This window comes from Klebsiella sp. OBRC7 (assembly GCF_000293135.1).
In the GTDB taxonomy this organism is placed as follows: Bacteria; Pseudomonadota; Gammaproteobacteria; order Enterobacterales; family Enterobacteriaceae; genus Klebsiella; species Klebsiella michiganensis.
The window spans coordinates 178,054-199,573 of the sequence record NZ_ALNJ01000108.1 but is presented as its reverse complement, the minus strand read 5'-3'; the positions used below and the strand labels follow the sequence as shown (position 1 = coordinate 199,573).

The window sequence follows — 21,520 nt, the reverse complement described above, 5'->3', positions numbered from 1 at the left end:
CGGCGCTGAGCGACCGCCAATGACGTTGAGCATCAGGAAGAGGGCAGGTCGCCCTGCGTGTTAAGCTGGCGCTTCCGCCAGTACCGCAGCAGCGGAGGGATAACAATCACCGCGATGGCCAGAAACAGAAGCGTTTTCGTTACGCCGCTTTGCCACAGAATTGCCACGTTGCCGTTGCTGATGGACAGCGCGCGGCGCAGGTTCTGCTCCAGCATCTCTCCCAGCACAAACCCTAAGATCAGCGGCGACATCGGGAAGTGCATTTTACGCATAATGTAGCCCAGCACGCCCAGCCCAACCATCAACAGCAGGTCGAAGGTGGTGCTGTGCACCGCGTAGACGCCGACCGCGGACACGGCGGCGATGGCCGGGGCCAGAAACCATAGCGGAATCGTGAGCATGCGGGTGAACAGGCCGATAAGCGGAATGTTCATAATCAGCAGCATCACGTTGGCGATGAGCAGCGCGGCAATTAACCCCCAGACGATATCCGGCTGTTCGGTAAACATCGCCGGTCCCGGCGTGATGTTGTAGAGGGTCAGGGCGCCCATCATCACCGCGGTAGTCCCGGAGCCGGGAACGCCGAGCGTGAGCATCGGAATAAACGAGCCGCAGGCGGAGGCGTTATTCGCCGCTTCCGGCGCCGCGACGCCGCGAATATCGCCCTTCCCGAAGGTATCGCTATTGCCGCTGAGCTTTTTCTCGGTCATATAGGTGATGGCGCTGGCAATGGTCGCCCCTGCGCCCGGCAGAATGCCGACAAAGAAACCCACCACCGATGAGCGCAGGGTCGCGCCCACGCACTGACCCGCCTCTTTGGCGTTAAACAGCATGCGTCCGGTTTTCCGTACCAGCTTCTGCCCGCCGCTGGTGCTCTCCAGCATCAGCAAAATCTCAGAAACCGAAAAGAGCCCAATCACTACCACGATAAACTGCACGCCGTCGGAAAGATGAACGCTGTCGAACGTGAAGCGGTACACTCCGGTATTGGCATCAACGCCCACCGTCGCCAGCCCCAAACCGATTAACGCGGCGAGAAACGACTTCAGCGGATTTTCCGCCATCATGCTGCCAAGGCAGGCGATGGCAAAAATCATCAGGGCGAAATATTCCGCCGGACCGAACGCCAGCGACCACTGCGCCAGCACCGGCGCGAACAGGATGATCCCGCCGATAGCGATCATTGAACCAACAAAGGAGCTCACGGCAGAGATCGACAGCGCTACGCCGCCGCGTCCCTGCTGCGCCATCGGATAACCGTCGAGAGCGGTCATAATGGCGGCGGCATCGCCGGGTACGTTAAGCAGGATAGACGAAATGCGCCCGCCGTATTCACAACCAATATAGACCGTAGCCAGCAGGATTAGCGCTGATTCCGCGGGCAGGTGCAGAGCAAAGGCCAGCGGCAGTAAGATCGCGACACCGTTAATCGGGCCCAGACCCGGCAGGAGACCGACGATAGTGCCAACAAAGCAGCCAATTAGCGCGATGGTCAGGTTGCCCGGCGTCATGGCAACGGCGAAGCCCTGTGATAAATAAATCCAGATATCCATAACCTTCTCCGTTAACTCAACCAGATGCCGAGCGGCAGGGTGACATCAAGCAGGGCGTCAAAGACGTACCACAGCGCGATGCCCATCACGACGCCGGCTACCCCGGCAGCGGGCAGGGTGGCGCCAAACAGCAGGCCAAACGCGGCGGTCAGCAGCGCGGTGGCCAGAGGAAAACCCAGCCATTCAAAACCCCACGCATAGATCCCCAGCGCCACCACCATAGTTAATAGACGTTGTAAAACCCGGCGCCCGGGCCACGTGATAGCGTCGGGCCGACGCAGAAGCAGCAAGACAGAGCACACCAGCATCAGGCCGATAATGCCGACCGGGAAAGGACGTGGGCCGACAGGCTCATAGGCGTATTCGCTGTGAATTTGCCAGGCGATAAACATTCCACCCGCGCAGAGCAGCAGCCACACTCCGGCAAAAATACGATCGCTCATCGCAACCTCCGCAAATTATTTGGCCAGGCCAAAGGATTTCGCCTGCAGGCGATACGCTTCCACCTGTTTTTTGACATAGGCGTCCAGTTCTTTACCGTTCATGTTGAATTCAAACAGGCCGCGCAGCTCGCGCTGCTTTTTGAACGCGTCGGTTTGCTGCAATTTCGTGAACTCATCCACCCACCACTGATAGTCGGCGTCGCTGACTTTCGGACCCACGAAGAAGCCGCGAATAATCGGCCAGACCAGGTCATAGCCCTGCTCTTTGGCGGTGGGCACATCGGCGAGGGCACCCGGCAGCCTTTCGTTAGCGAACACCGCCAGCACGCGGATTTTATTGCCCTGGAGATATGGCACCATTTCGCTGAGATCGCCGGAGACCGCCTGTACGTGATTGCCCAGCAGCGCGGTGACCGGTTCGCCGCCGCCCTCAAACGCCACGTAGCGCATTTTGTGCGGATCGACATTGGCTTTTTGCGCCAGCAGCGCCGCTTTCATCCAGTCCTGGCTACCGATGGAGGCGCCGGCGCCGATGACGATACTGGCGGGATTTTTTTCCATCGCCGCCATAAACGACGGCAGGTCTTTCCACGGCGAGTCGGTGCGGACGGCGATCATGCCGTAATCGGTGCCGACGCTGGCCAGCCAGCGCACATCATCCACGCCGTAGCGGCCAAACTTGCCCTGCGCCAGGTTGAGCAGCGAGCCGCCGGAGAAGGCGACTACGGTACCGGGTTCGCCGGGGCGCTGGGCGACGATCGCGTTGTAGGCCACAGCGCCTACGCCGCCGGGCATGTAGGTGACGCGCATCGGTTTTTCGATGGCGCCGGTTTCCATCAGGCTGACCTGGATCAGCTTGCAGGTGAGATCGAAGCCGCCGCCGGGCTTGGCGGGCGCGATACATTCGGTACGGGAAGGCGCCTCGGCGGCCAGGGCAGAGGCGGTTAAAAGGCATAATGCAATGGCGCTAGCACGGCGCAGGAATGGCATATTCATAAGCTTCCTCAGTCAGATACAGGGGACGTTTTTTTAATTATGTGAACCGGCATGTGGCTATTCGGTTGCGTGATTGTTAAAACAATTACCTTTCATTTCCCTTTCAATGCAGCAGTAACTTTTCAGGATGTGATATGCGTCTCTTACTGGCAGAAGATAACCGTGAGCTGGCTCACTGGCTGGAGAAAGCGCTGGTGCAGGGCGGGTTTGCCGTGGACTGCGTATTTGATGGCCGGGCGGCCGATCATCTGTTGCAAAGCGAAAAATATGCGCTGGCGGTGCTGGATATTGGCATGCCGGGACTCGATGGTCTGGAGGTGGTGCAGCGCCTGCGAAAGCGCGGGCAGACACTTCCCGTCTTGCTTCTCACCGCCCGCAGCGCGGTGGCGGATCGGGTTAAAGGGCTGAACGTCGGCGCCGATGACTATTTGCCGAAACCTTTTGAGCTTGAAGAGCTGGATGCCAGGCTGCGCGCGCTGCTGCGGCGTAGCGAAGGCCACGTGCATGAGGTTCAGCAGATCGGCGCGCTGGAATATCGCGATGAAGGCTATTTTTTACTCTGCGGACAAACGCTGTCGTTGACGCCGCGCGAGCAGGCGCTGCTGACGGTGCTGATGTTTCGCCGTACGCGGCCGGTGTCGCGCCAGCAGCTGTTTGAACAGGTTTTCAGCCTGAACGATGACGTCAGCCCGGAAAGCATCGAGCTGTATATCCATCGTCTGCGTAAGAAACTTCAGGAGAGCAACGTGCGTATCGTGACCCTGCGCGGCCTGGGCTACGTGCTGGAGCTCGCTCATGAGATGGGGTAAACCGCAGTCGTTATTCTCCCAGCTGCTGCTGTTTCTCGGCCTGCCGCTGGTTTTGCTGTGGGGACTGTCGGCGTTCAATAGCTATGTCAGCGCTCTGCAGGCGGCGACCCAGGCTTACGATCGCACGCTGCTCTCCTCTGCCCGCACGGTGGCGGAGCGCCTGGTGGTACGCCACGGCAGGCTGGAAGTGAATGTTCCCTGGGTGGTGCTCGATAGCTTCGAGCTCAATATGAACGATCGCCTGTACTATAAAGTTCTCGATCCCGGGAAGCGGGTGATTTCCGGTTTTGACGACCTGCCATCGATGCCGCCATCGACCTCTCGTACCGAGCTCTATCCGGCGCTGGCGTGGTTTTATCATACTGAATATCGCGGTCAGGCCATCCGCGTGGCGCGCCTGCTGCAGCCGGTTAACGAAGGCGGCGTTGTCGGCATGGCGGAAATCTACATCGCCGAAACGCTGCAGTCGCGGCGCTGGCTGGCGGGGCAGCTGCTGTTTTCATCATGGATCTCGCAGGGGCTATTAGTGCTGTTGACGCTGGTGCTCACCGGCTGGCTGCTGCGCCGCGTGCTGCGGCCGATGCGCCGGCTTTCGGCGCTCATGGTGCGGCGCGAACCCGGCCTGCTGACGCCGCTGCCGGAGCTGCTGCCGTGGTCGGAAACCCGTCTGCTGATCGTGGCCTTCAACCGCTATATCGACCGGTTACGGGTGATGATCTCCCGCCAGGAACGGTTTAGCGCCGACGCGTCTCATCAGCTCAAAACGCCGTTAGCGGTGTTGAAAACGCAGGCCTCAGTGGCGCTGGCGAGCGGCGATCCCCGGCTGTGGCGAGAGAGCCTGGAGGCGATGAGCGGCACGCTTGACAGTACGATTCTGCTCACTGAACGCCTGCTGCAGCTGGCAACCATCAAACGGAAAGAGCAGGGCGAACACGCGTTCCCGCCGGTGGATCTGCATGAGATCGTCCACAATAGCTGCTTTTCGCGTCTTCAGCAGGCGCGGAGCAAGGCTATCGATCTCGGCTATGAGGGGGAACCCTCGACGGTGACCATTGCCGGCGATGGCGTGCTGTTGAGCGAGCTGTGCGCGAATCTGCTGGATAACGCGATTCGCTATACGCCGCAGGGCGGTATCGTCACGGTCAGCCTGCATCGTGACGGAGAGGCGGTGCTGCTGGACGTCGAAGACAGCGGGCCGGGGATCGGTGATGCGCAGATTCAGCAGGCGCTCATGCCGTTCCATCGTCTGGAAAACGTGGGTGACAACCCTGGCGCCGGGCTTGGACTGGCGCTGGTCAGCGATATTGCGCGCCTGCACCGCAGCCATCCGCAGCTGCTGCGCAGCGAAACGCTGGGCGGGCTGAAGGTCAGGCTGCGCTTTTTGCGCGGTTGTTCAGAGTAGACCTTTCAGGGTGAGCGTCTTGCGGGTCGCCACGTTCAAATCATAGTGGGGAAGATCTTCTGCCTTCACCCAGGCGTAGTCCTGGAACTCTTCGTTGATTGTCACGTCGCGATTGGCGCTGATGCAGTCGAAGATCAGGTAAATCATATAAATCTCTTCCCGGCGGCCATCGGCGTAGGTTTTAACCCGGATATCGTCGCTAAAGGTCCACGGCGTAATCTGGCTCAGCTGCAGTTTTTCGCCCAGCTCCTCGCGAATTTCTCGCCGCAGCGCCTCTTCAATGCGCTCGCCTGGCTCGACGCCGCCGCCGGAGAGCGCCCATTGGCCGGGAAATACGCCGCGATCGTCGGCCATTTTGCACAGCAGATAGTGGCCTTCATGTTGGATGAGCGGGCAGACGATAGTCCTTTGACGCATGATTTCTCCTTACTGATGACAGGGATAACTACGGGAAGGCCCAGTTTGCGAGCCGCCTCGGCAAACCGCAAGCGAAAATGCGCATCGCGCCGTCGCGGTGATAGTTATGGACCGGGCAGCGCGGCGCATTGACCGGAATTTGATGATGGTTGACGCCCAGACGATAGCGCTGGGTATCGCCGTAGGAGAACAGCCGTCCCTGCAGCATGCGATCCGGAGAGAAGCCGATCCCGGGCACCACGTTGGCCGGACTCATCGCGACCTGCTCAACTTCTGCGAAGTAGTTGTCCGGGTTGCGGTTGAGCTCCAGCACGCCGACTTCCATCAGCAGATAATCAGCGTGCGGCCAGATTTTGGTCAGATCGAAGGGGTTATAAGGGACCCGGCTGGCGTCCGCTTCCGGCATGATCTGAACGTAGAAAGCCCAGCGCGGGAAATCGCCTTTTTCAATCGATTCATAGAGATCGCGCTGCGAACTCTCGCGGTCCTCTGCCACCAGGCGTTTCGCTTCATCATCCATCAGGTTGGCGATCCCCTGCTGGGATTTGAAGTGGAATTTCACCCAAAAACGTTCGTTATCGGCATTAATAAAGCTGAACGCGTGGCTGCCGAAACCGTGCATATGGCGCCAGGAGCGCGGAAGGCCGCGGTCGCTGAAATCAATCGTTAACTGATGCAGCGTTTCCGGCAGCAGGGGGAAAAAGTCCCATTTCCAGGTGGGGTTACGCAGGTTGGTGCGCGGGTCGCGCTTCACGACGTGGTTAAGGTCGGGAAACTTCAGCGGGTCGCGAAGGTAGAAAATCGGCGTATTGTTGCCCACCAGATCCCAGTTGCCTTCTTCGGTATAAAACTTGATCGAAAAGCCACGAATATCGCGCTCGGCGTCAGCGGCGCCGCGTTCTCCGGCGACGGTTGAGAAGCGCAGGAACAGATCGGTGGTTTTACCGATTTCGGCAAACAGTTTTGCGCGGGTATAGCGGGTGATATCGCGGGTAAGGGTTAGTTTACCGTAAGCACCGGAGCCTTTAGCGTGCATTCGGCGTTCCGGGATAACCTCACGGTTGAAGTGGCCAGTTTTTCCAGAAACCAGATATCCTGCAGCAGCATCGGGCCGCGCGGGCCTGCGGTGACGACATTATTATTATCGACGACCGGCGCGCCGGCGGCGGTGGTTAATCCTTTTTTGCTCATCTTTATCTCCTGACAAAGTTTTATGTAACTTATTCATCTCCCTGAAGGAAAGAAATAAGCTGAGCACACTTTGTAGAATAAATAGCCAGCACGGACAATCTGGCTTTCGCTATCGAATTGATACCCGGAGCCGTTGACAAAATCCCGGTAGCAACTGGTTACAATCACAATGGCAAACGTCGCTTTAGTTCATTGATTCCTTAGCATTCGGCAGTACAATTTCGCGGTTTTTGGGATTTTCTTATTATTATTTTTCTGGATAGATAAAAATGAAAAAAAGCATATTTATGGCCCTGGCCGGCATGATGTTCGTCTCGACGGCGGCAAATGCGATCAGCGTCAGCGGGCAGGCCGGCGAGCACTACACCAATCTTGGCGTCGGATTCGGTACGGAATCGACCGGCCTGGCGGTAACCGGCAACTGGCTGCACAATGATGACGACGGCGATGCGGCGGGGCTGGGATTGGGCCTGAACATTCCCCTGGGGCCATTCCTGGCCACCGTGGGCGGAAAAGGCGTTTACACCAACCCGAACAACGGCGATGAGGGCTACGCGGCGGCGGTTGGCGGCGGTCTGCAGTGGCAAATTAGCGACAGCTTCCGTCTGTTCGGCGAATACTACTACTCTCCGGATTCGCTCTCCAGCGGCATCGACAGCTATCAGGAAGCCAATGCCGGCGCGCGCTTTACCATTATGCGTCCTCTGAGCATCGAAGCCGGTTACCGCTACCTCAACCTGGCGGGTAAAGACGGCAACCGCGATAACGCGGTCGCGGATGGTCCGTACGTCGGCGTTAACGCCAGCTTCTAATCTCTCCGGCGCGGTATTCCGCCGCGCCTGATTTTCAGGCTTTTTCGCCAGCCGCTTTGCGATATAGTATTTCTACTTATCAGGCTGGAGTTCACAATGTTAAACGTGGAAATGCTGTCCACCGGCGATGAAGTGCTGCATGGGCAAATCATCGATACCAATGCCGCGTGGCTGGCGGATTTCTTTTTTAATCAAGGATTACCCTTAAAGCGTCGCCATACCGTGGGTGACGACCTCGACTCCCTGGTGGCGATTTTACGCGAGCGCAGCGAACACGCTGATGTGCTGATCGTTAACGGCGGCCTGGGGCCGACCAGCGACGATTTGAGCGCGCTGGCCGCGGCGACGGCCAAAGGCGAAGGGTTAATTCTGCACGAAGATTGGCTGGAAACCATGACCCGTTTCTTTGCCGAGCGCGGAAGGCCCATGGCCGCCAGCAATCGTAAACAGGCGGAAATTCCGCAAAGCGCCGAGATGATCAACAATCCGGTCGGGACCGCCTGCGGTTTTGCCGTGCAGCTAAACCGCTGCCTGATGTTTTTCACCCCCGGCGTGCCTTCCGAATTTAAGGTGATGGTTGAACAGGAAATCTTGCCGCGTCTGCGCGAACGTTTCCCGCTATCCGCTGCACCGCTGTGTCTGCGCCTGACCACCTTCGGCCGCTCCGAAAGCGAACTGGCGCAGAGCCTCGACCATCTGCAGCTGCCGCCGGGCGTGGTGATGGGCTATCGCTCCTCGATGCCGATTATCGAACTGAAGCTGACAGGGCCTGCCGAACAGCGCGAGGCGATGCTGGCGCTGTGGCCGGAAGTGCAGAAGGTGGCCGGAGAGAGCATGATTTTCGAAGGTACCGAAGGCCTGCCTGCGCAGATCGCCCGTCGCCTGCAGCAGCGTCAGCTAAGCCTCACGCTGAGCGAGCAGTTTACCGGTGGTCTGCTGGCGCTACAGCTTTCTCGCGTCAACGCTCCGCTGTTGGCCAGTGAAGTCATTCCGGCGCAGGAGGAGACCCTGGCGCAGTCTGCGCGCTGGGCGGCGGAACGGCGCGAAAAACACTTTGCCGGTCTGGCGCTGGCGGTGAGTGGTCAGGAGAGCGATCACCTGAACTTTGCGCTTTCCACGCCGGACGGCACCCACGCGCTGCGGGTGAAATTCACCACCAACCGCCATAGCCTCCCGGTGCGTCAGGAAGTCTGCGCAATGATGGCCCTGAACATGCTGCGCCGCTGGCTGAACGGCCAGCCGGTGGCCGGTGAACACGGCTGGATTAACGTCGTCGAATCTCTCTCAGCGTAAACCCACCTCCGCGTCGGGAGCCCCTCCCGGCGCGCGATGAGTCCAGCCTGTTGTACTTGCTTTAAAATATTCTGTGCACTATCTCTCATATTTCTCCCTCCGAACGTCCACCCGGCTGGAATAGCGTCGTCATTTGAAGTCGCTCACAATTTACACGCCCGACAACCGCAACACTGATTCCAGTATTCAGGATTGGAGTCCAGTATGTTGGAATCAAGCAAAGTCCCGGCGCTGACCCGCGCCATTGATATTCTTAATCTGATCGCCCGCATCGGCCCCTGCAGCGCGGCGACTATTATTGACGAACTGGGTATTCCGAAAAGCACCGCCTATCTGCTGCTGGGAGAGCTGAAAAAACAGCGCTTCCTCAGCATGGATAATCAGGATAACTACTGCCTGTGGACCAAGCTGGTTGAGTTGGCCGGGCAGGCGCTGAGCAAAATGGACCTGCGCGAACTGGCGCGCCCGCGCCTGACGCAGCTGATGGATCAGTGCGGGCTGCTCTGCCACCTGGGCATCATCGACAGCGGCAACGCCTACTACATTCTGAAGATTGAATCCCCGGCCACCATCAGCGTGCGTTCGCACGAAGGTAAGAGCCTGTCGTTATATCGTTCCGGCATAGGTAAATGCCTGCTGGCCTGGCAGCCCGAGCGGGTTCAGGAGTCGATTATCAGCGAGCTGCAGTGGGAGCGGGCGACGCCAACCACCATCACCAGCGCCCAACAGCTTCGCGATGAACTGGGCCGTATTCGCGCCCGCGGCTGGAGCTTCGATAACGGCGAAGACTATCCCGACGTTCGCTGCGTGGCGGCGCCGGTGTTTAACGCCAATAACGAGCTGACCGCCGCCATTTCCGTGGTGGGTACCCGTCTGCAAATCAATGAAGACAATCGCGATTACCTCGCCGGTAGGGCGATTGCCTGCGCCAAAGATATTTCCCGTCTGCTGGGGTGGAAGAGCCCCTTCGAACAACAAGCCTCATAATAAGGAGAAGATCATGACCCTACCGAAAATTAAACACGTCCGCGCCTGGTTTATCGGCGGTGCTACCGCAGAGAAAGGCGCTGGCGGCGGCGATTATCATGACCAGGGAGCAAATCACTGGATTGACGATCATATCGCCACGCCGATGAGCAAATATAAACAGTATGAACAGTCCCGCCAGTCGTTTGGCATCAACGTTCTCGGCACGCTGATCGTTGAAGTGGAAGCCGAAAACGGGCAGACCGGCTTTGCGGTATCGACCGCGGGCGAAATGGGCTGCTTTATCGTGGAAAAACACCTCAACCGCTTTATCGAAGGCAAATGCGTCAGCGATATCAAACTGATCCATGACCAGATGCTTAACGCCACCCTGTACTACTCCGGATCCGGCGGCCTGGTGATGAATACGATTTCCTGCGTCGACCTGGCGCTGTGGGATCTGTTCGGCAAAGTGGTTGGGCTGCCGGTTTACAAACTGCTGGGCGGCGCGGTGCGCGATGAAATTCAGTTCTACGCCACCGGGGCGCGTCCGGACCTGGCGAAAGAGATGGGCTTTATTGGCGGCAAAATGCCGACCCACTGGGGGCCGCACGATGGCGACGCGGGGATCCGCAAAGATGCCGCGATGGTGGCCGATATGCGCGAAAAATGCGGCCCGGACTTCTGGCTGATGCTGGACTGCTGGATGAGTCAGGACGTTAACTACGCCACTAAACTGGCCCACGCCTGCGCGCCCTCTAATCTTAAGTGGATCGAAGAGTGCCTGCCGCCGCAGCAGTACGAAGGCTACCGCGAGCTGAAACGCAATGCGCCAGCCGGCATGATGGTCACCAGCGGCGAGCACCACGGCACGCTGCAATCTTTCCGCACGCTGTCGGAAACCGGCATCGATATTATGCAGCCTGACGTGGGCTGGTGCGGCGGCCTGACCACGCTGGTGGAGATTGCGGCGATCGCCAAATCGCGCGGCCAGCTGGTGGTGCCGCACGGCTCGTCGGTCTATTCGCACCATGCGGTCATTACCTTTACCAACACGCCATTCAGCGAGTTCCTGATGACCAGCCCGGACTGCTCAACGATGCGTCCGCAGTTTGACCCTATTCTGGTTGATGAGCCGGTACCGGTGAACGGGCGCATTCATAAAACCGTTCTGGACAAACCGGGCTTCGGCGTGGAGCTGAATCGCGACTGTAATCTGAAACGTCCTTATAACCACTGATCCCGTCGTGCCGCACAGCGCAGATGTGCGGCCCATTGTTGAGGATATTACGATGAGCAACGCCTTGCTTGAGAGCGTGGTGAAGAAAAACCGCGCCCGTTTGATCCCTTTTATGCTGGCGCTATACGTGCTGGCGTTTCTTGACCGTTCGAATATCGGCTTTGCCAAAGAGACTTACCAGCTGGATACCGGCCTGAGCAACGAGGCCTATGCGCTGGGGGCGGGGATTTTCTTTGTGGTCTACGCCTTTCTCGGGGTGCCCGCTAACCTGCTGATGCGCAAATTCGGCGCAAGAAAGTGGATCGGCTGCACCACCTTGTTGTGGGGGCTTCTCTCCGCGGCGATGGCGTGGGCGGATACCGAAGCGAAGTTTCTGCTGGTGCGCACCCTGTTGGGCGCCGCGGAAGCGGGTTTTTTCCCGGGCATGATCTACCTGACGTCCCAGTGGTTTCCGCAGCAGAACCGCGCCAGCATTATGGGGCTGTTTTATATGGGCGCGCCGCTGGCGCTGACCCTCGGGTCGCCGCTCTCCGGCGCGCTGCTGGAAATGCATGGTTTTATGGGGCATCCTGGCTGGTTCTGGATGTTTATCATTGAGGGGCTGCTGGCGGTTGGCGCGGGGTTCTTCACCTTCTTCTGGCTCGACGATACGCCGCAAAAGGCGCGTTTCCTGAGCGCTGCCGAAAAACAGGCGTTAATCAGCGAGCTGGCCAGCGAAGAGCAGAAAAAGGTGACCTCGCGTTTGTCCGATGCGCTGCGCAACGGCCGCGTCTGGCAGTTGGCGATTATCTATCTCACCATTCAGGTGGCGGTTTACGGCCTGATCTTCTTCCTGCCAACCCAGGTTGCCGCGCTGCTCGGCACCAAGGTGGGGTTCGTGGCGTCGGTGGTGACCGCGATCCCGTGGGTGGCGGCGCTGTTCGGTACCTGGCTGATTCCGCGCTACTCCGACCGCACCGGCGAGCGGCGTAATGTGGCGGCATTCACCCTGCTGGCGGCGGCAATTGGCATTGCGGTCTCCGGGCTGGTGTCGCCGGTGCTGGCGATTATCGCGCTGTGCGTTGCCGCCGTCGGGGTTATTGCCGTGCAGCCGGTCTTCTGGACCATGCCGACGCAGCTGTTGTCCGGTACGGCGCTGGCCGCTGGCATCGGCTTTGTGAACCTGTTCGGCGCTATCGGCGGGTTTCTGGCGCCCATTATCCGCGTCCAGGCTGAAACCATGTTCGCCAGTGATTCTGCCGGATTAGTGACGCTCGCCTGCGTGGCGATTGTCGGGGTGGTTATTATCTTTTCACTGCGCGTGAACCGCGCCGTGCCGCAGGCTGGCAGCGTACAGCATTAATGTAAGGGAGAACTATGAACGCAATTTTATCGAACCCATTTAAAGCGGGATTATTACGAGGGGAAGCGCAAATTGGCCTGTGGCTGAGCTCGACCTCTTCTTATATGGCTGAGATTGCCGCCACCTCGGGTTACGACTGGCTGCTGATTGACGGCGAACATGCGCCCAATACCATCCAGGATCTTTATCATCAGCTGCAGGCCATTGCGCCCTACGCCAGCCAGCCGGTCATTCGCCCGGTAGAGGGCAATCGCAGCCTGATTAAACAGGTGCTGGATATCGGCGCCAGAACGCTGCTGATCCCCATGGTCGATACCGCCGAACAGGCACGGGAGATTGTCTCGGCTACCCGCTACCCGCCGCTGGGCACCCGCGGGGTGGGGGCCGGAGTGGCCCGCGCCGCTCGCTGGGGACGGGTCGAAAACTATATGGCGCAGGCCAACGATGAGCTGTGCCTGTTGATTCAGGTAGAGAGTAAAACGGCGCTTGATAATCTGGATGCGATCCTTGAAGTGGAGGGCATTGACGGCGTGTTTATCGGCCCGGCGGACCTGTCAGCCTCGCTGGGCTACCCGGATAACGCCGGTCATCCTGAAGTGCAGCGGGTTATTGAACAGAGCATCCGCCGCATTCGCGCAGCGGGTAAGGCGGCCGGATTCCTTGCCGTCGATCCGGAGATGGCGCACAAAGCGCTGGCGTGGGGGGCGAATTTTGTTGCCGTTGGCGTCGATACCAACCTTTACACCAGAGCGCTGGATAAACGGCTGGCGATGTTCAAACCGGTAGCCGAACAAGCGGAGGGAAAGGGGAGCTACTAGCCCCCCGGTGTTGGCGCTGGCGTCAGGCCAGCGCCTGTGCCAGCAGGGTGATGGGATGTTCGCAGCGTTTGCTGGTGGACATCTCTATCTGCCATTTGCAGGTTTCACAGTCGGTCACCACCAGATCCGCGCCGCTCTCCTCAATTTGCCGGAACAGCGGCGCGCCAATGGCCTGCGATGAGTCGTAGTTCTCCGCTTTAAACCCGTAGGTGCCGGCAATGCCGCAGCATTGCGAGTCGAGTACCTCCAACTGCAAGCCGGGGATCAGCCGCAATAGCTCAAGGGTATACAGCGACCAGCCCATTTTTTCCATATGGCAGGGCGTGTGATAGACCACCTTCAGCGGCAGCGTTTTTAGCTTCAGAGGCCGCCCATTATCCAACTGACGCCAGAGCCAGCGAGTCGCCAGCTCAACCCGGTCGCGGATATCGTGATTATCGATATCAAGGAGATGCGGATATTCATCGCGCAGCGTAAAGGTGCAGGTCGATGAAGTCGCAATAATGGGCAGACTATTTTCCCGCATCGCGATGACGTTGCTCAGCGCCTGCTTGCGCGCTTTCGCAAAAAAACCGTTGGCAATCAGCGGTACGCCGCAGCATTTCTCTTTGCTCAATAACTGCACCCCGATGCCCATGGCGTTGAACACGCGGATAAGATCTTTGCCCAGCTGCGGATTGTTGTAGTTCACATAGCAGCCGTGAAAAAACGCCACCTGCTCGGCGTACTGCCCCTGCCGGGCGGCCAGCTGACGATACGCGCCGCGAAAGGTACCAAAACCATATTTCGGCAGCGTGCGGCGGTGATCGATTTTAAGCGCGGCATCGAGGAGTCGCCGTACCGGCTTCAACCCGGTGGTGGCGTTCACCAGCGGGGCAAACGGCGTGGAGAGGGTGCCCATCAGGTCGGTGTGGCTGAGGATCGTATCGCGCAGCGTGGGCTTTTGCCGACCGTGCTCCATGCGCGCCCGCTGGATAATATCGCCGATTTTGACATCCGAAGGGCAGGCAACCTCGCAGCGTTTGCAGTTGATGCAGTATTTTAACGCCTCGTCGTAGAGTGTGCCGTCTTTCAGGCGCAGGCGCTCGCCGTCCGGCCCGGCCTGTTTTGGCCCAGGATAGCGCGGGTTAACCCGGCTGACCGGGCAGGCGGTGGTGCAAACGGTGCATTTTATACAGTGTTCAAAACGCGTGTCGTTCATGATTCACCTCCGGCAAGCTCGCCGATTAACCCAGCAGCATGCAGCGCGGTGACCGCGCAGACGCCGCCGCCGCATCCCAGCGCGATGGCATCAAAACCGCCGAGAATGGAACCTACGGCAAACAGATTCTCCAGCGTCTGCCCCTGAAGCTGTGGGCGCAGATCCGCATCGGTTTTCAGGCCGAAACGCTGCCAGGGCTGAGAGGCAAAAAAGTCCTGCTGATACCAGCGCTCGCGCGGCAGCGTCTGCTGCAGGTCAAGGCCGAGGATCGGCTCGCGCACGCCGCTGCGTTCGGCGACCAGACCATTGCTGAAAAAGCTGCCGCTGGCCAGCACCGCGAAGCGTGGGTGCAGCGGGATATCACCGTGGTTGCGCGTCCAGATCGCGTTAACGCAACCGTTGCGGTGGCTGATATCGATGACTTCATCCCCGGTAAGCCAGGTACCGCCGCCGCGGATAAATTGCCGCTGGAGCTGGGCGTGCAGGCGCATCCCCGGCACCGACGGCGGCAGCGTAGGCAGCAGGCGCAGCGGGCAGGGCAGGCGCTGCTGCAGCCACTGGTACAGGCGATCGTCGGCGAGGCCAAAGCAGGCGGGCATGATAATGAAACTGTGCCGCTGCGCCAGCGGGCGCAGCGCCGCCAGCAGCGCCGGCCACTGCGTTTCATCATCCAGACAGCGGGCGATATTGGCGGCGCGAAATTCGGATGGGCTATCGCGCAGAACATCAAGCAGCGGTAAATCTATCTCCTGCGCTTCGGCGTTAACGCCGTACTGGTTCAGCGAGGCGGCGGCAAGATGCGGCTGGAAGTCGCCGAATCCGCTGATGCCGACCACGCAGACGCCCTTGGCGGGCAGCGGCGCGGTGGCAATCTCCTGTGGTGAAAGCCAGGCCGCGCGTAGAGTTCCCAGCGGCGTCACGCGCAGATGCGGCTGACTGGCCTCTCCCTGCATGGGGATACCGCAGTCGGCAAACAGAGCCTGCGCCTGGCTGGCGTAATCCATTACCCGTTCGGCGCCGAGCCTCGCATAGGGATGCTCGGGAAGCTGGCGGGCCAGTTGGCCGATGCCGTGAGCAACATCGGTGACGGTGTCGCCATTCGGCAGCGTGGTAAGCAAATCCAGCGAGGCGGAAGAGAAGTGCAGGGCGCTTTGGCCGCGGCTAATAATCACGCTGCGCAGGCCGCGCCGATTGAGCGCCAGTCCGCAGAGTAGTCCGGCGAGGCCGCCGCCGATAATGGCGCAATCAAACTTCATCCTGATGCTCCTTTTGTAATCCGCACAGGCCGAGATAGACCCAGCGGGTGAACTCGCTTTCACGCAGCGCGTCTCCCCAGGCCACCGGCTGGACGCCTTTCCAGCGTTCGTTCAGAAATTCAGACAGCTGGGTAAGGGAGCGTGCGGAGGTAGTGACGTTAAAACGCGCGAGCAGCCCGGCGGCCCGGCAGGCGCACAGCTCGCCCTGACAGGTGCCCATGCCGACGCGGGTGCGCCGGCGCAGGTCGAGGAGGTTTTTCACCGCCAGGTTTTCGACCGCGTACTGAACCTCGCCGGCGGTGACCGCTTCGCATTCGCAGACCAGGCTGCGGTGCTGACGGCTATCGGCAAGCCAGGCGGGGGTACGATCGCCGTGGCGGTAAATGGCCGACCCGCGCAGCGATGCCGGTAAAGAGATGATTTTGCGTAGCGTGGTTTCCGTCGGCTCCTGCGAGCCGGGAAGCGGCGCATCGGCGGTTGTGCAGGGGGCGGTATTGCCGAGCTTGCGGCATACCGTATCCGTAGCCCACTCAGCCATCAGGCGGTAGGTCATCAGCTTACCGCCGGTGATGGTGATAAAACCTTCCATGCCGTCGCGCCGGGCGTGGTCGAGCAGCACGATGCCGCGGCTGACGCTGCGTCCGCTCGGATCGTCATCGCTGGCGACCAGCGGACGTACGCCGGAGTAGGCGCGCAGTATCCGGGTCCGCCCCATGATCGGCGCCAGCTTTTCCCCCTCGCGCAGTAGCGTATCGACTTCCCCGGCCGTCACCCGGTTGTCGTCAATTTCGTCATAGGGAATGTGCATCGAGGTGGTGCCAATCAGCGAAATGGTATCGCCGGGTACCAGGATATCGGCGTCAGCCGGTTTGCGGCAGCGGTTGATAACCTGACGGTTAATGCGGTGGTCGAGGATCAGCAGCGATCCTTTTGCCGGAAACATCGCGATGCGCAGGTCGGCATACTCTGCGATGCGCTGCCCCCAGATCCCGGCGGCGTTGACCACCACCTGCGCGCGCAGCGTGTGCGATTCACGGAGCTGATAGTTGTAGATCGTGACGCCATGGACGCGATCGCCCTGACGCAGCAGGCCGGTGACTTCGCAGCCGGTGAGGATAGCGGCGCCATGTTCGCGGGCATCGAGCATATTCGCGGCGGTGAGGCGGAACGGATCGACGGTGCCGTCCGGTACCTGCACCGCGCCAAGCAGCGCCGGGTTAACCGCGGGCTCAATGCGCAGCGCCTCGGCGGGCGTCAGAGGCTGGGCCTCAATACCCGCCTGCTGGCAGGCGGTGATAAAGGTGTGCTGATATGCCGGATCGTCTTCCGGCAAGGTAATAAACAGGCCGCTGGTGGGTTCAATGCAGTGCCGGGCGATGCGGCGTAAGATGCGGTTTTCGCTGATACACTCCCGCGCCGATTCGCTATCGGTTACCGCATAGCGCGCGCCGCTGTGCAGCAGGCCGTGGTTGCGGCCGGTCGCCCCGGTGGCGATATCGTAGCGCTCAACCAGCGCCGCCTTCAGCCCGCGCAGCGCGCAGTCGCGCGCGATCCCGGCGCCGGTGGCGCCGCCGCCAATAATAATGACGTCATATTCACGACTATCGGCCATCTCCCTGTCCTCTGTGTTCGTTTTACATCATTTAGCCATATCGACCGCGTTTAATGTTTGATTTCGAGCATATTTGCGCGTAATTCGAGCGTTTGTTGTGACTTTATGCGCATATTGGAAAATTCTGTCATATTTCTGTAACAAAGTGTGCGACATTTCACAGTATTAGATTTACGCTTTGCCTACTATCGCGACCAAATCAGAAGTCAGTGAATAAATTACGTTTTTTTGCGACGACGTCAGAAGAACAGCAATGGCCACGGAGGCTGATATGTTAAGTATATTTAAACCCGCAGCACATAAGGCGCGTTTGCCAACGGCGGAAATCGATCCGCTATATCGTCGATTACGCTGGCAGATCTTTATCGGTATCTTCTTCGGATATGCCGCTTACTATCTGGTTCGTAAGAACTTTGCTTTGGCGATGCCCTATCTTATCGAGCAGGGGTTCTCCCGCGGCGATCTCGGCTTTGCACTTTCCGGTATCTCTATTGCCTACGGATTTTCGAAATTCATCATGGGCTCGGTTTCTGACCGTTCGAATCCGCGCATTTTTTTACCGGCAGGCCTGATCCTTGCCGCGCTGGTGATGCTGGTGATGGGCTTCGTCCCCTGGGCGACCTCCAGCATTATGGTGATGTTCGTCCTGCTGTTCCTGTGCGGCTGGTTCCAGGGAATGGGCTGGCCGCCGTGCGGACGTACGATGGTGCACTGGTGGTCGCAGAAAGAGCGCGGCGGTATTGTTTCGGTATGGAACTGCGCGCACAACGTCGGCGGCGGGATCCCGCCGCTGCTGTTTCTGCTGGGGATGGCGTGGTTTAACGACTGGCACGCGGCGCTGTATATGCCGGCTTTCGGCGCGATCCTGCTGGCGATTTTCGCCTTCGCGATGATGCGCGATACTCCGCAGTCCTGCGGCCTGCCGCCGATTGAAGAGTACAAAAACGATTATCCTGACGACTACAGCGAGAAGCATGAAGAAGAGCTGACCGCAAAGCAGATCTTTATGCAGTACATCCTGCCGAACAAGCTGCTGTGGTACATCGCCGTCGCGAACGTGTTTGTCTATCTGCTGCGCTACGGCATTCTCGACTGGTCGCCAACCTACCTGAAAGAGGTTAAGCACTTCGCGCTGGATAAATCGTCCTGGGCCTACTTCCTTTATGAATACGCGGGGATCCCGGGCACGCTGCTGTGCGGCTGGATGTCGGATAAAGTGTTTAAAGGCAACCGCGGCGCGACCGGCGTCTTCTTTATGACCCTGGTCACCATCGCCACCGTCGTTTACTGGCTGAACCCGCCGGGTAATCCGGGCGTGGATATGGCCTGCATGATCATCATCGGCTTCCTTATTTATGGTCCAGTGATGCTGATTGGCCTGCATGCGCTGGAGCTGGCGCCGAAAAAAGCCGCCGGCACCGCCGCGGGCTTCACCGGGCTGTTTGGCTATCTCGGCGGCTCCGTGGCCGCGAGCGCCATCGTTGGCTATACCGTCGATTTCTTCGGCTGGGACGGTGGCTTTATGGTGATGATCGGCGGCAGCGTGCTGGCGGTCCTGCTGCTGATTATCGTGATGCTGGGTGAACGACGCCATCACCAACAGATGAAACAAGCTTAAGGAGCGGCGATGAAAAGCACATTAACCACCCTGATGAGCGGAATGCTGCTGGCCGCGACGGCGCTCTCTTTCAGCGCCGTCGCGGGGGAGAAAATCGTTATCGCCCACCGCGGCGCCAGCGGCTATCTGCCGGAACATACCCTGCCGGCGAAAGCGATGGCCTACGCGCAGGGAGCGGACTACCTTGAGCAAGACCTGGTGATGACAAAAGACGACCGGCTGGTGGTGCTGCATGACCACTATCTGGACCGGGTGACCGACGTGGCCCAGCGTTTCCCGCAGCGGGCGCGTCAAGATGGCCGCTTCTACGCCATCGACTTTACCCTCGCCGAGATTAAGTCGCTGAAGTTTACCGAAGGGTTTGAGCCGAAAGATGGCCAGAACGTGCAAACTTATCCGGGCCGTTTCCCGATGGGGAAGTCTGATTTCCGCATTCATACCTTTGAAGAGGAGATTGAGTTTGTGCAGGGGCTGAACCATTCGACCGGCAAAAACATCGGCATCTACCCGGAGATCAAAGCGCCGTGGTTCCACCATCAGGAAGGCAAGGATATTGCCGCCAGCACGCTGAACGTGCTGAAGAAATATGGCTATACCGGCAAGCAGGATAAGGTTTATCTGCAGTGCTTTGACGCCAACGAGCTCAAGCGCATCAAACAGGAGCTGGAGCCGAAAATGGGGATGGATCTCAATCTGGTGCAGCTTATCGCCTATACCGACTGGAATGAGACCCAGCAGCAGCAGGCCGACGGCAAGTGGGTGAACTACAGCTATGACTGGATGTTCAAACCGGGGGCGATGGCGCAGATCGCGCAGTACGCTGACGGCATTGGCCCGGACTACCATATGCTGGTGGCGGAAGGCTCGACGCCGGGTCACGTGAAGCTGACGGCGATGGTGAAAGAAGCCCATGCCAGCAAGCTGCAGGTGCATCCGTATACGGTCCGCGCGGATCAACTGCCAGCGTATGCAGCGGACGTGGATCAACTTTACGACGTTCTGTATAACCAGGCGGACGTGGACGGGTTGTTTACGGATTTCCCGGATAAGGCCGTGCAGTTTCTGCACGCTAAGCAGTAAAAAGCCGGGTTTACCCGGCCTGTGAACGGCAGTTTTGTCGGGCGCATAAGCGTTACGCCGCCCGACAAAACTTACATCTCAATTTCGATATCGCCTTTTGCCCGGCAGCAGCAGGGCAGAATCTCTCCCGGCTGGACAAAAGCCAGCGGCTCGGTGAGCCAGTCAACCTGCCCCGAAACCAGCCGTAGACGGCAGGAGCCGCAGTAGCCTTCGCGGCACTGATACTCCACGTCGATATTGTGCGATTCCAGAGCCGCCAGCAGAGAGGGATGTTCATCCTGACACTCAAGACGAGTGTCAGAAATCTTCAAAAAAATGCGTTTCATCAGAGCTGGAAGTTGCTCAGATCGTCGGCGTCGACTTCGGAATCGATCTGTCCGACGAGGTAAGAACTGACTTCCACTTCCTGCGGCGCGACCTGCACGTTATCGGACACCAGCCAGGTGTTGATCCACGGGATCGGGTTGGAGCGGGTCTGGAACGGCAGATCGAGACCCACCGCCTGCATGCGGATGTTAGTAATGTACTCAACGTACTGGCAGAGAATATCTTTGTTCAGGCCGATCATCGAACCGTCGCGGAACAGATAATCCGCCCACTCTTTTTCCTGCTGCGCCGCCTGCACGAACAGGTCGTAGCACGCCTGTTTGCACTCTTCGGCGATTGAAGCCATCTCCGGATCGTCGACGCCGGAACGCAGCAGATTCAGCATGTGCTGAGTGCCGGTCAGGTGCAGCGCTTCGTCGCGAGCGATCAGACGGATAATCTTGGCGTTACCTTCCATCAGCTTGCGCTCGGCAAAGGCGAAAGAGCAGGCGAAGCTGACGTAAAAACGGATGGCTTCCAGCGCGTTCACGCTCATCAGGCACAGGTAGAGTTTCTTTTTCAGCTCGCGCAGGTTCACGGTAATGGTTTTACCGTTCACGCTGTGGGTGCCTTCGCCCAGCAGATGCCAGTAGCTGGTCAGCTCAATCAATTCATCGTAATAGCTGGAAATCCCTTCCGCGCGTTTCTGAATCTGCTCGTTGGTGACGATATCGTCAAACACCATCGCCGGATCGTTAACGATATTGCGGATGATATGGGTGTAGGAGCGCGAATGGATGGTCTCCGAGAACGCCCAGGTTTCCACCCAGGTTTCCAGCTCCGGAATTGAAATCAGCGGCAGCAGGGCGACGTTCGGGCTGCGGCCCTGGATCGAGTCGAGCAGCGTCTGATATTTCAGGTTGCTGATAAAAATGTGTTTTTCGTGTTCCGGCAGCGCCTGGTAGTCGATACGGTCGCGGGAAACGTCAACTTCTTCCGGACGCCAGAAGAAGGAGAGCTGTTTTTCAATCAGCTTTTCGAAGATGTCATATTTTTGCTGATCGTAGCGGGCGACGTTCACCGGCTGACCGAAGAACATCGGCTCTTTGAGCTGGTCATTTTTCGTCTGTGAAAAGGTGGTGTATGCCATGAGTGGGGATCCTGT

General features: G+C 59.0%; 19 protein-coding genes and 1 pseudogene. 10 read left to right on the top strand and 10 right to left on the bottom strand.

Annotation, left to right across the window (positions count from 1 at the left end; translation table 11 throughout):
• Positions 1 to 32: 32 nt before the first annotated feature.
• The 3 genes from HMPREF1144_RS22515 to HMPREF1144_RS22505 are packed head-to-tail and all read right to left on the bottom strand — an operon-like array spanning position 33 to position 2,986.
• Entirely contained in the window at positions 33 to 1,553 is a 1,521-nt protein-coding gene (locus HMPREF1144_RS22515; RefSeq protein WP_009654026.1) for a tripartite tricarboxylate transporter permease, read from the bottom strand.
• 11 nt (positions 1,554 to 1,564) lie between these two features.
• Entirely contained in the window at positions 1,565 to 1,996 is a 432-nt protein-coding gene (locus tag HMPREF1144_RS22510; protein ID WP_009653978.1) for a tripartite tricarboxylate transporter TctB family protein, read from the bottom strand.
• 15 nt (positions 1,997 to 2,011) lie between these two features.
• Positions 2,012 to 2,986: a Bug family tripartite tricarboxylate transporter substrate binding protein gene (locus HMPREF1144_RS22505; protein ID WP_370430584.1), complete on the bottom strand. Its 975-nt coding sequence runs from the start codon at positions 2,984 to 2,986 to the stop codon at positions 2,012 to 2,014.
• A gap of 140 nt (positions 2,987 to 3,126) precedes the next feature.
• Here HMPREF1144_RS22505 and tctD point away from each other — a divergent pair, with 140 nt between their 5' ends.
• Both tctD and HMPREF1144_RS22495 read left to right on the top strand, forming a co-directional pair.
• Entirely contained in the window at positions 3,127 to 3,801 is a 675-nt protein-coding gene (tctD, locus tag HMPREF1144_RS22500) for a transcriptional regulator TctD (RefSeq protein ID WP_009654024.1), read from the top strand.
• Complete coding sequence (locus HMPREF1144_RS22495) at positions 3,788 to 5,203, top strand: sensor histidine kinase (RefSeq protein ID WP_004852784.1); 1,416 nt, start codon at positions 3,788 to 3,790, stop codon at positions 5,201 to 5,203. The genes tctD and HMPREF1144_RS22495 overlap by 14 nt, the downstream gene beginning before the upstream one ends.
• Here the strand turns inward: HMPREF1144_RS22495 and nudI are convergent.
• Together nudI and HMPREF1144_RS22485 are read right to left on the bottom strand one after the other, a co-directional pair.
• Positions 5,195 to 5,620: a nucleoside triphosphatase NudI gene (gene nudI / locus HMPREF1144_RS22490; RefSeq protein ID WP_004852783.1), complete on the bottom strand. Its 426-nt coding sequence runs from the start codon at positions 5,618 to 5,620 to the stop codon at positions 5,195 to 5,197. The genes HMPREF1144_RS22495 and nudI overlap by 9 nt on opposite strands.
• A gap of 76 nt (positions 5,621 to 5,696) precedes the next feature.
• Positions 5,697 to 6,811: pseudogene (locus tag HMPREF1144_RS22485) on the bottom strand (catalase); the annotation flags it as partial.
• Between the two features lie 269 nt (positions 6,812 to 7,080).
• On the opposite strand from HMPREF1144_RS22485, the gene HMPREF1144_RS22475 reads away from it, so the two are divergent.
• The 6 genes from HMPREF1144_RS22475 to yfaU all read left to right on the top strand — a co-directional run bounded on the left by HMPREF1144_RS22475 (position 7,081) and on the right by yfaU (position 13,282).
• Positions 7,081 to 7,623 carry a YfaZ family outer membrane protein gene (locus HMPREF1144_RS22475; RefSeq protein ID WP_009654036.1) on the top strand — a complete coding sequence of 181 codons (543 nt, stop codon included), beginning with the start codon at positions 7,081 to 7,083 and terminating at the stop codon, positions 7,621 to 7,623.
• A gap of 96 nt (positions 7,624 to 7,719) precedes the next feature.
• Positions 7,720 to 8,916 carry a nicotinamide mononucleotide deamidase-related protein YfaY gene (locus HMPREF1144_RS22470; protein ID WP_004852775.1) on the top strand — a complete coding sequence of 399 codons (1,197 nt, stop codon included), beginning with the start codon at positions 7,720 to 7,722 and terminating at the stop codon, positions 8,914 to 8,916.
• Between the two features lie 204 nt (positions 8,917 to 9,120).
• Complete coding sequence (locus tag HMPREF1144_RS22465; protein WP_004852774.1) at positions 9,121 to 9,903, top strand: IclR family transcriptional regulator; 783 nt, start codon at positions 9,121 to 9,123, stop codon at positions 9,901 to 9,903.
• A gap of 13 nt (positions 9,904 to 9,916) precedes the next feature.
• Positions 9,917 to 11,122 carry an L-rhamnonate dehydratase gene (gene rhmD, locus HMPREF1144_RS22460; RefSeq protein ID WP_009654025.1) on the top strand — a complete coding sequence of 402 codons (1,206 nt, stop codon included), beginning with the start codon at positions 9,917 to 9,919 and terminating at the stop codon, positions 11,120 to 11,122.
• A 52-nt stretch (positions 11,123 to 11,174) separates the two neighbouring features.
• A complete protein-coding gene (locus HMPREF1144_RS22455; RefSeq protein ID WP_004852770.1) occupies positions 11,175 to 12,464 on the top strand; it encodes an MFS transporter in 1,290 nt (429 codons plus the stop codon).
• Positions 12,465 to 12,478: 14 nt separating this feature from the next.
• Positions 12,479 to 13,282, top strand: a complete 804-nt coding sequence (gene yfaU, locus HMPREF1144_RS22450) for a 2-keto-3-deoxy-L-rhamnonate aldolase (protein WP_009654008.1) — start codon at positions 12,479 to 12,481, stop codon at positions 13,280 to 13,282.
• 22 nt (positions 13,283 to 13,304) lie between these two features.
• On the opposite strand, the gene glpC is transcribed toward yfaU, so the two are convergent.
• The 3 genes from glpC to glpA are packed head-to-tail and all read right to left on the bottom strand — an operon-like array spanning position 13,305 to position 17,351.
• Positions 13,305 to 14,483, bottom strand: coding sequence for an anaerobic glycerol-3-phosphate dehydrogenase subunit GlpC (gene glpC / locus HMPREF1144_RS22445; protein ID WP_009653966.1), 1,179 nt, complete (start codon positions 14,481 to 14,483; stop codon positions 13,305 to 13,307).
• Positions 14,480 to 15,739, bottom strand: coding sequence for a glycerol-3-phosphate dehydrogenase subunit GlpB (glpB, locus tag HMPREF1144_RS22440; RefSeq protein WP_009653971.1), 1,260 nt, complete (start codon positions 15,737 to 15,739; stop codon positions 14,480 to 14,482). The genes glpC and glpB overlap by 4 nt, the downstream gene beginning before the upstream one ends.
• Positions 15,729 to 17,351: an anaerobic glycerol-3-phosphate dehydrogenase subunit A gene (gene glpA, locus HMPREF1144_RS22435; protein ID WP_009654009.1), complete on the bottom strand. Its 1,623-nt coding sequence runs from the start codon at positions 17,349 to 17,351 to the stop codon at positions 15,729 to 15,731. The genes glpB and glpA overlap by 11 nt, the downstream gene beginning before the upstream one ends.
• Positions 17,352 to 17,622: 271 nt before the next feature.
• On the opposite strand from glpA, the gene glpT reads away from it, so the two are divergent.
• Together glpT and glpQ are read left to right on the top strand one after the other, a co-directional pair.
• Positions 17,623 to 18,969, top strand: a complete 1,347-nt coding sequence (gene glpT / locus HMPREF1144_RS22430; protein ID WP_004852762.1) for a glycerol-3-phosphate transporter — start codon at positions 17,623 to 17,625, stop codon at positions 18,967 to 18,969.
• A gap of 9 nt (positions 18,970 to 18,978) precedes the next feature.
• Positions 18,979 to 20,049 (top strand): glycerophosphodiester phosphodiesterase, encoded by a 1,071-nt coding sequence (gene glpQ / locus HMPREF1144_RS22425; RefSeq protein ID WP_009654017.1) that lies wholly within the window; start codon positions 18,979 to 18,981, stop codon positions 20,047 to 20,049.
• A 71-nt stretch (positions 20,050 to 20,120) separates the two neighbouring features.
• Here the strand turns inward: glpQ and yfaE are convergent, their stop codons facing one another.
• Together yfaE and nrdB are read right to left on the bottom strand one after the other, a co-directional pair.
• Complete coding sequence (yfaE, locus tag HMPREF1144_RS22420) at positions 20,121 to 20,375, bottom strand: class I ribonucleotide reductase maintenance protein YfaE (protein ID WP_004104002.1); 255 nt, start codon at positions 20,373 to 20,375, stop codon at positions 20,121 to 20,123.
• Entirely contained in the window at positions 20,375 to 21,505 is a 1,131-nt protein-coding gene (gene nrdB, locus HMPREF1144_RS22415; protein ID WP_004852757.1) for a class Ia ribonucleoside-diphosphate reductase subunit beta, read from the bottom strand. Before nrdB ends, yfaE begins: the two co-directional genes overlap by 1 nt.
• Positions 21,506 to 21,520 lie beyond the last annotated feature (15 nt).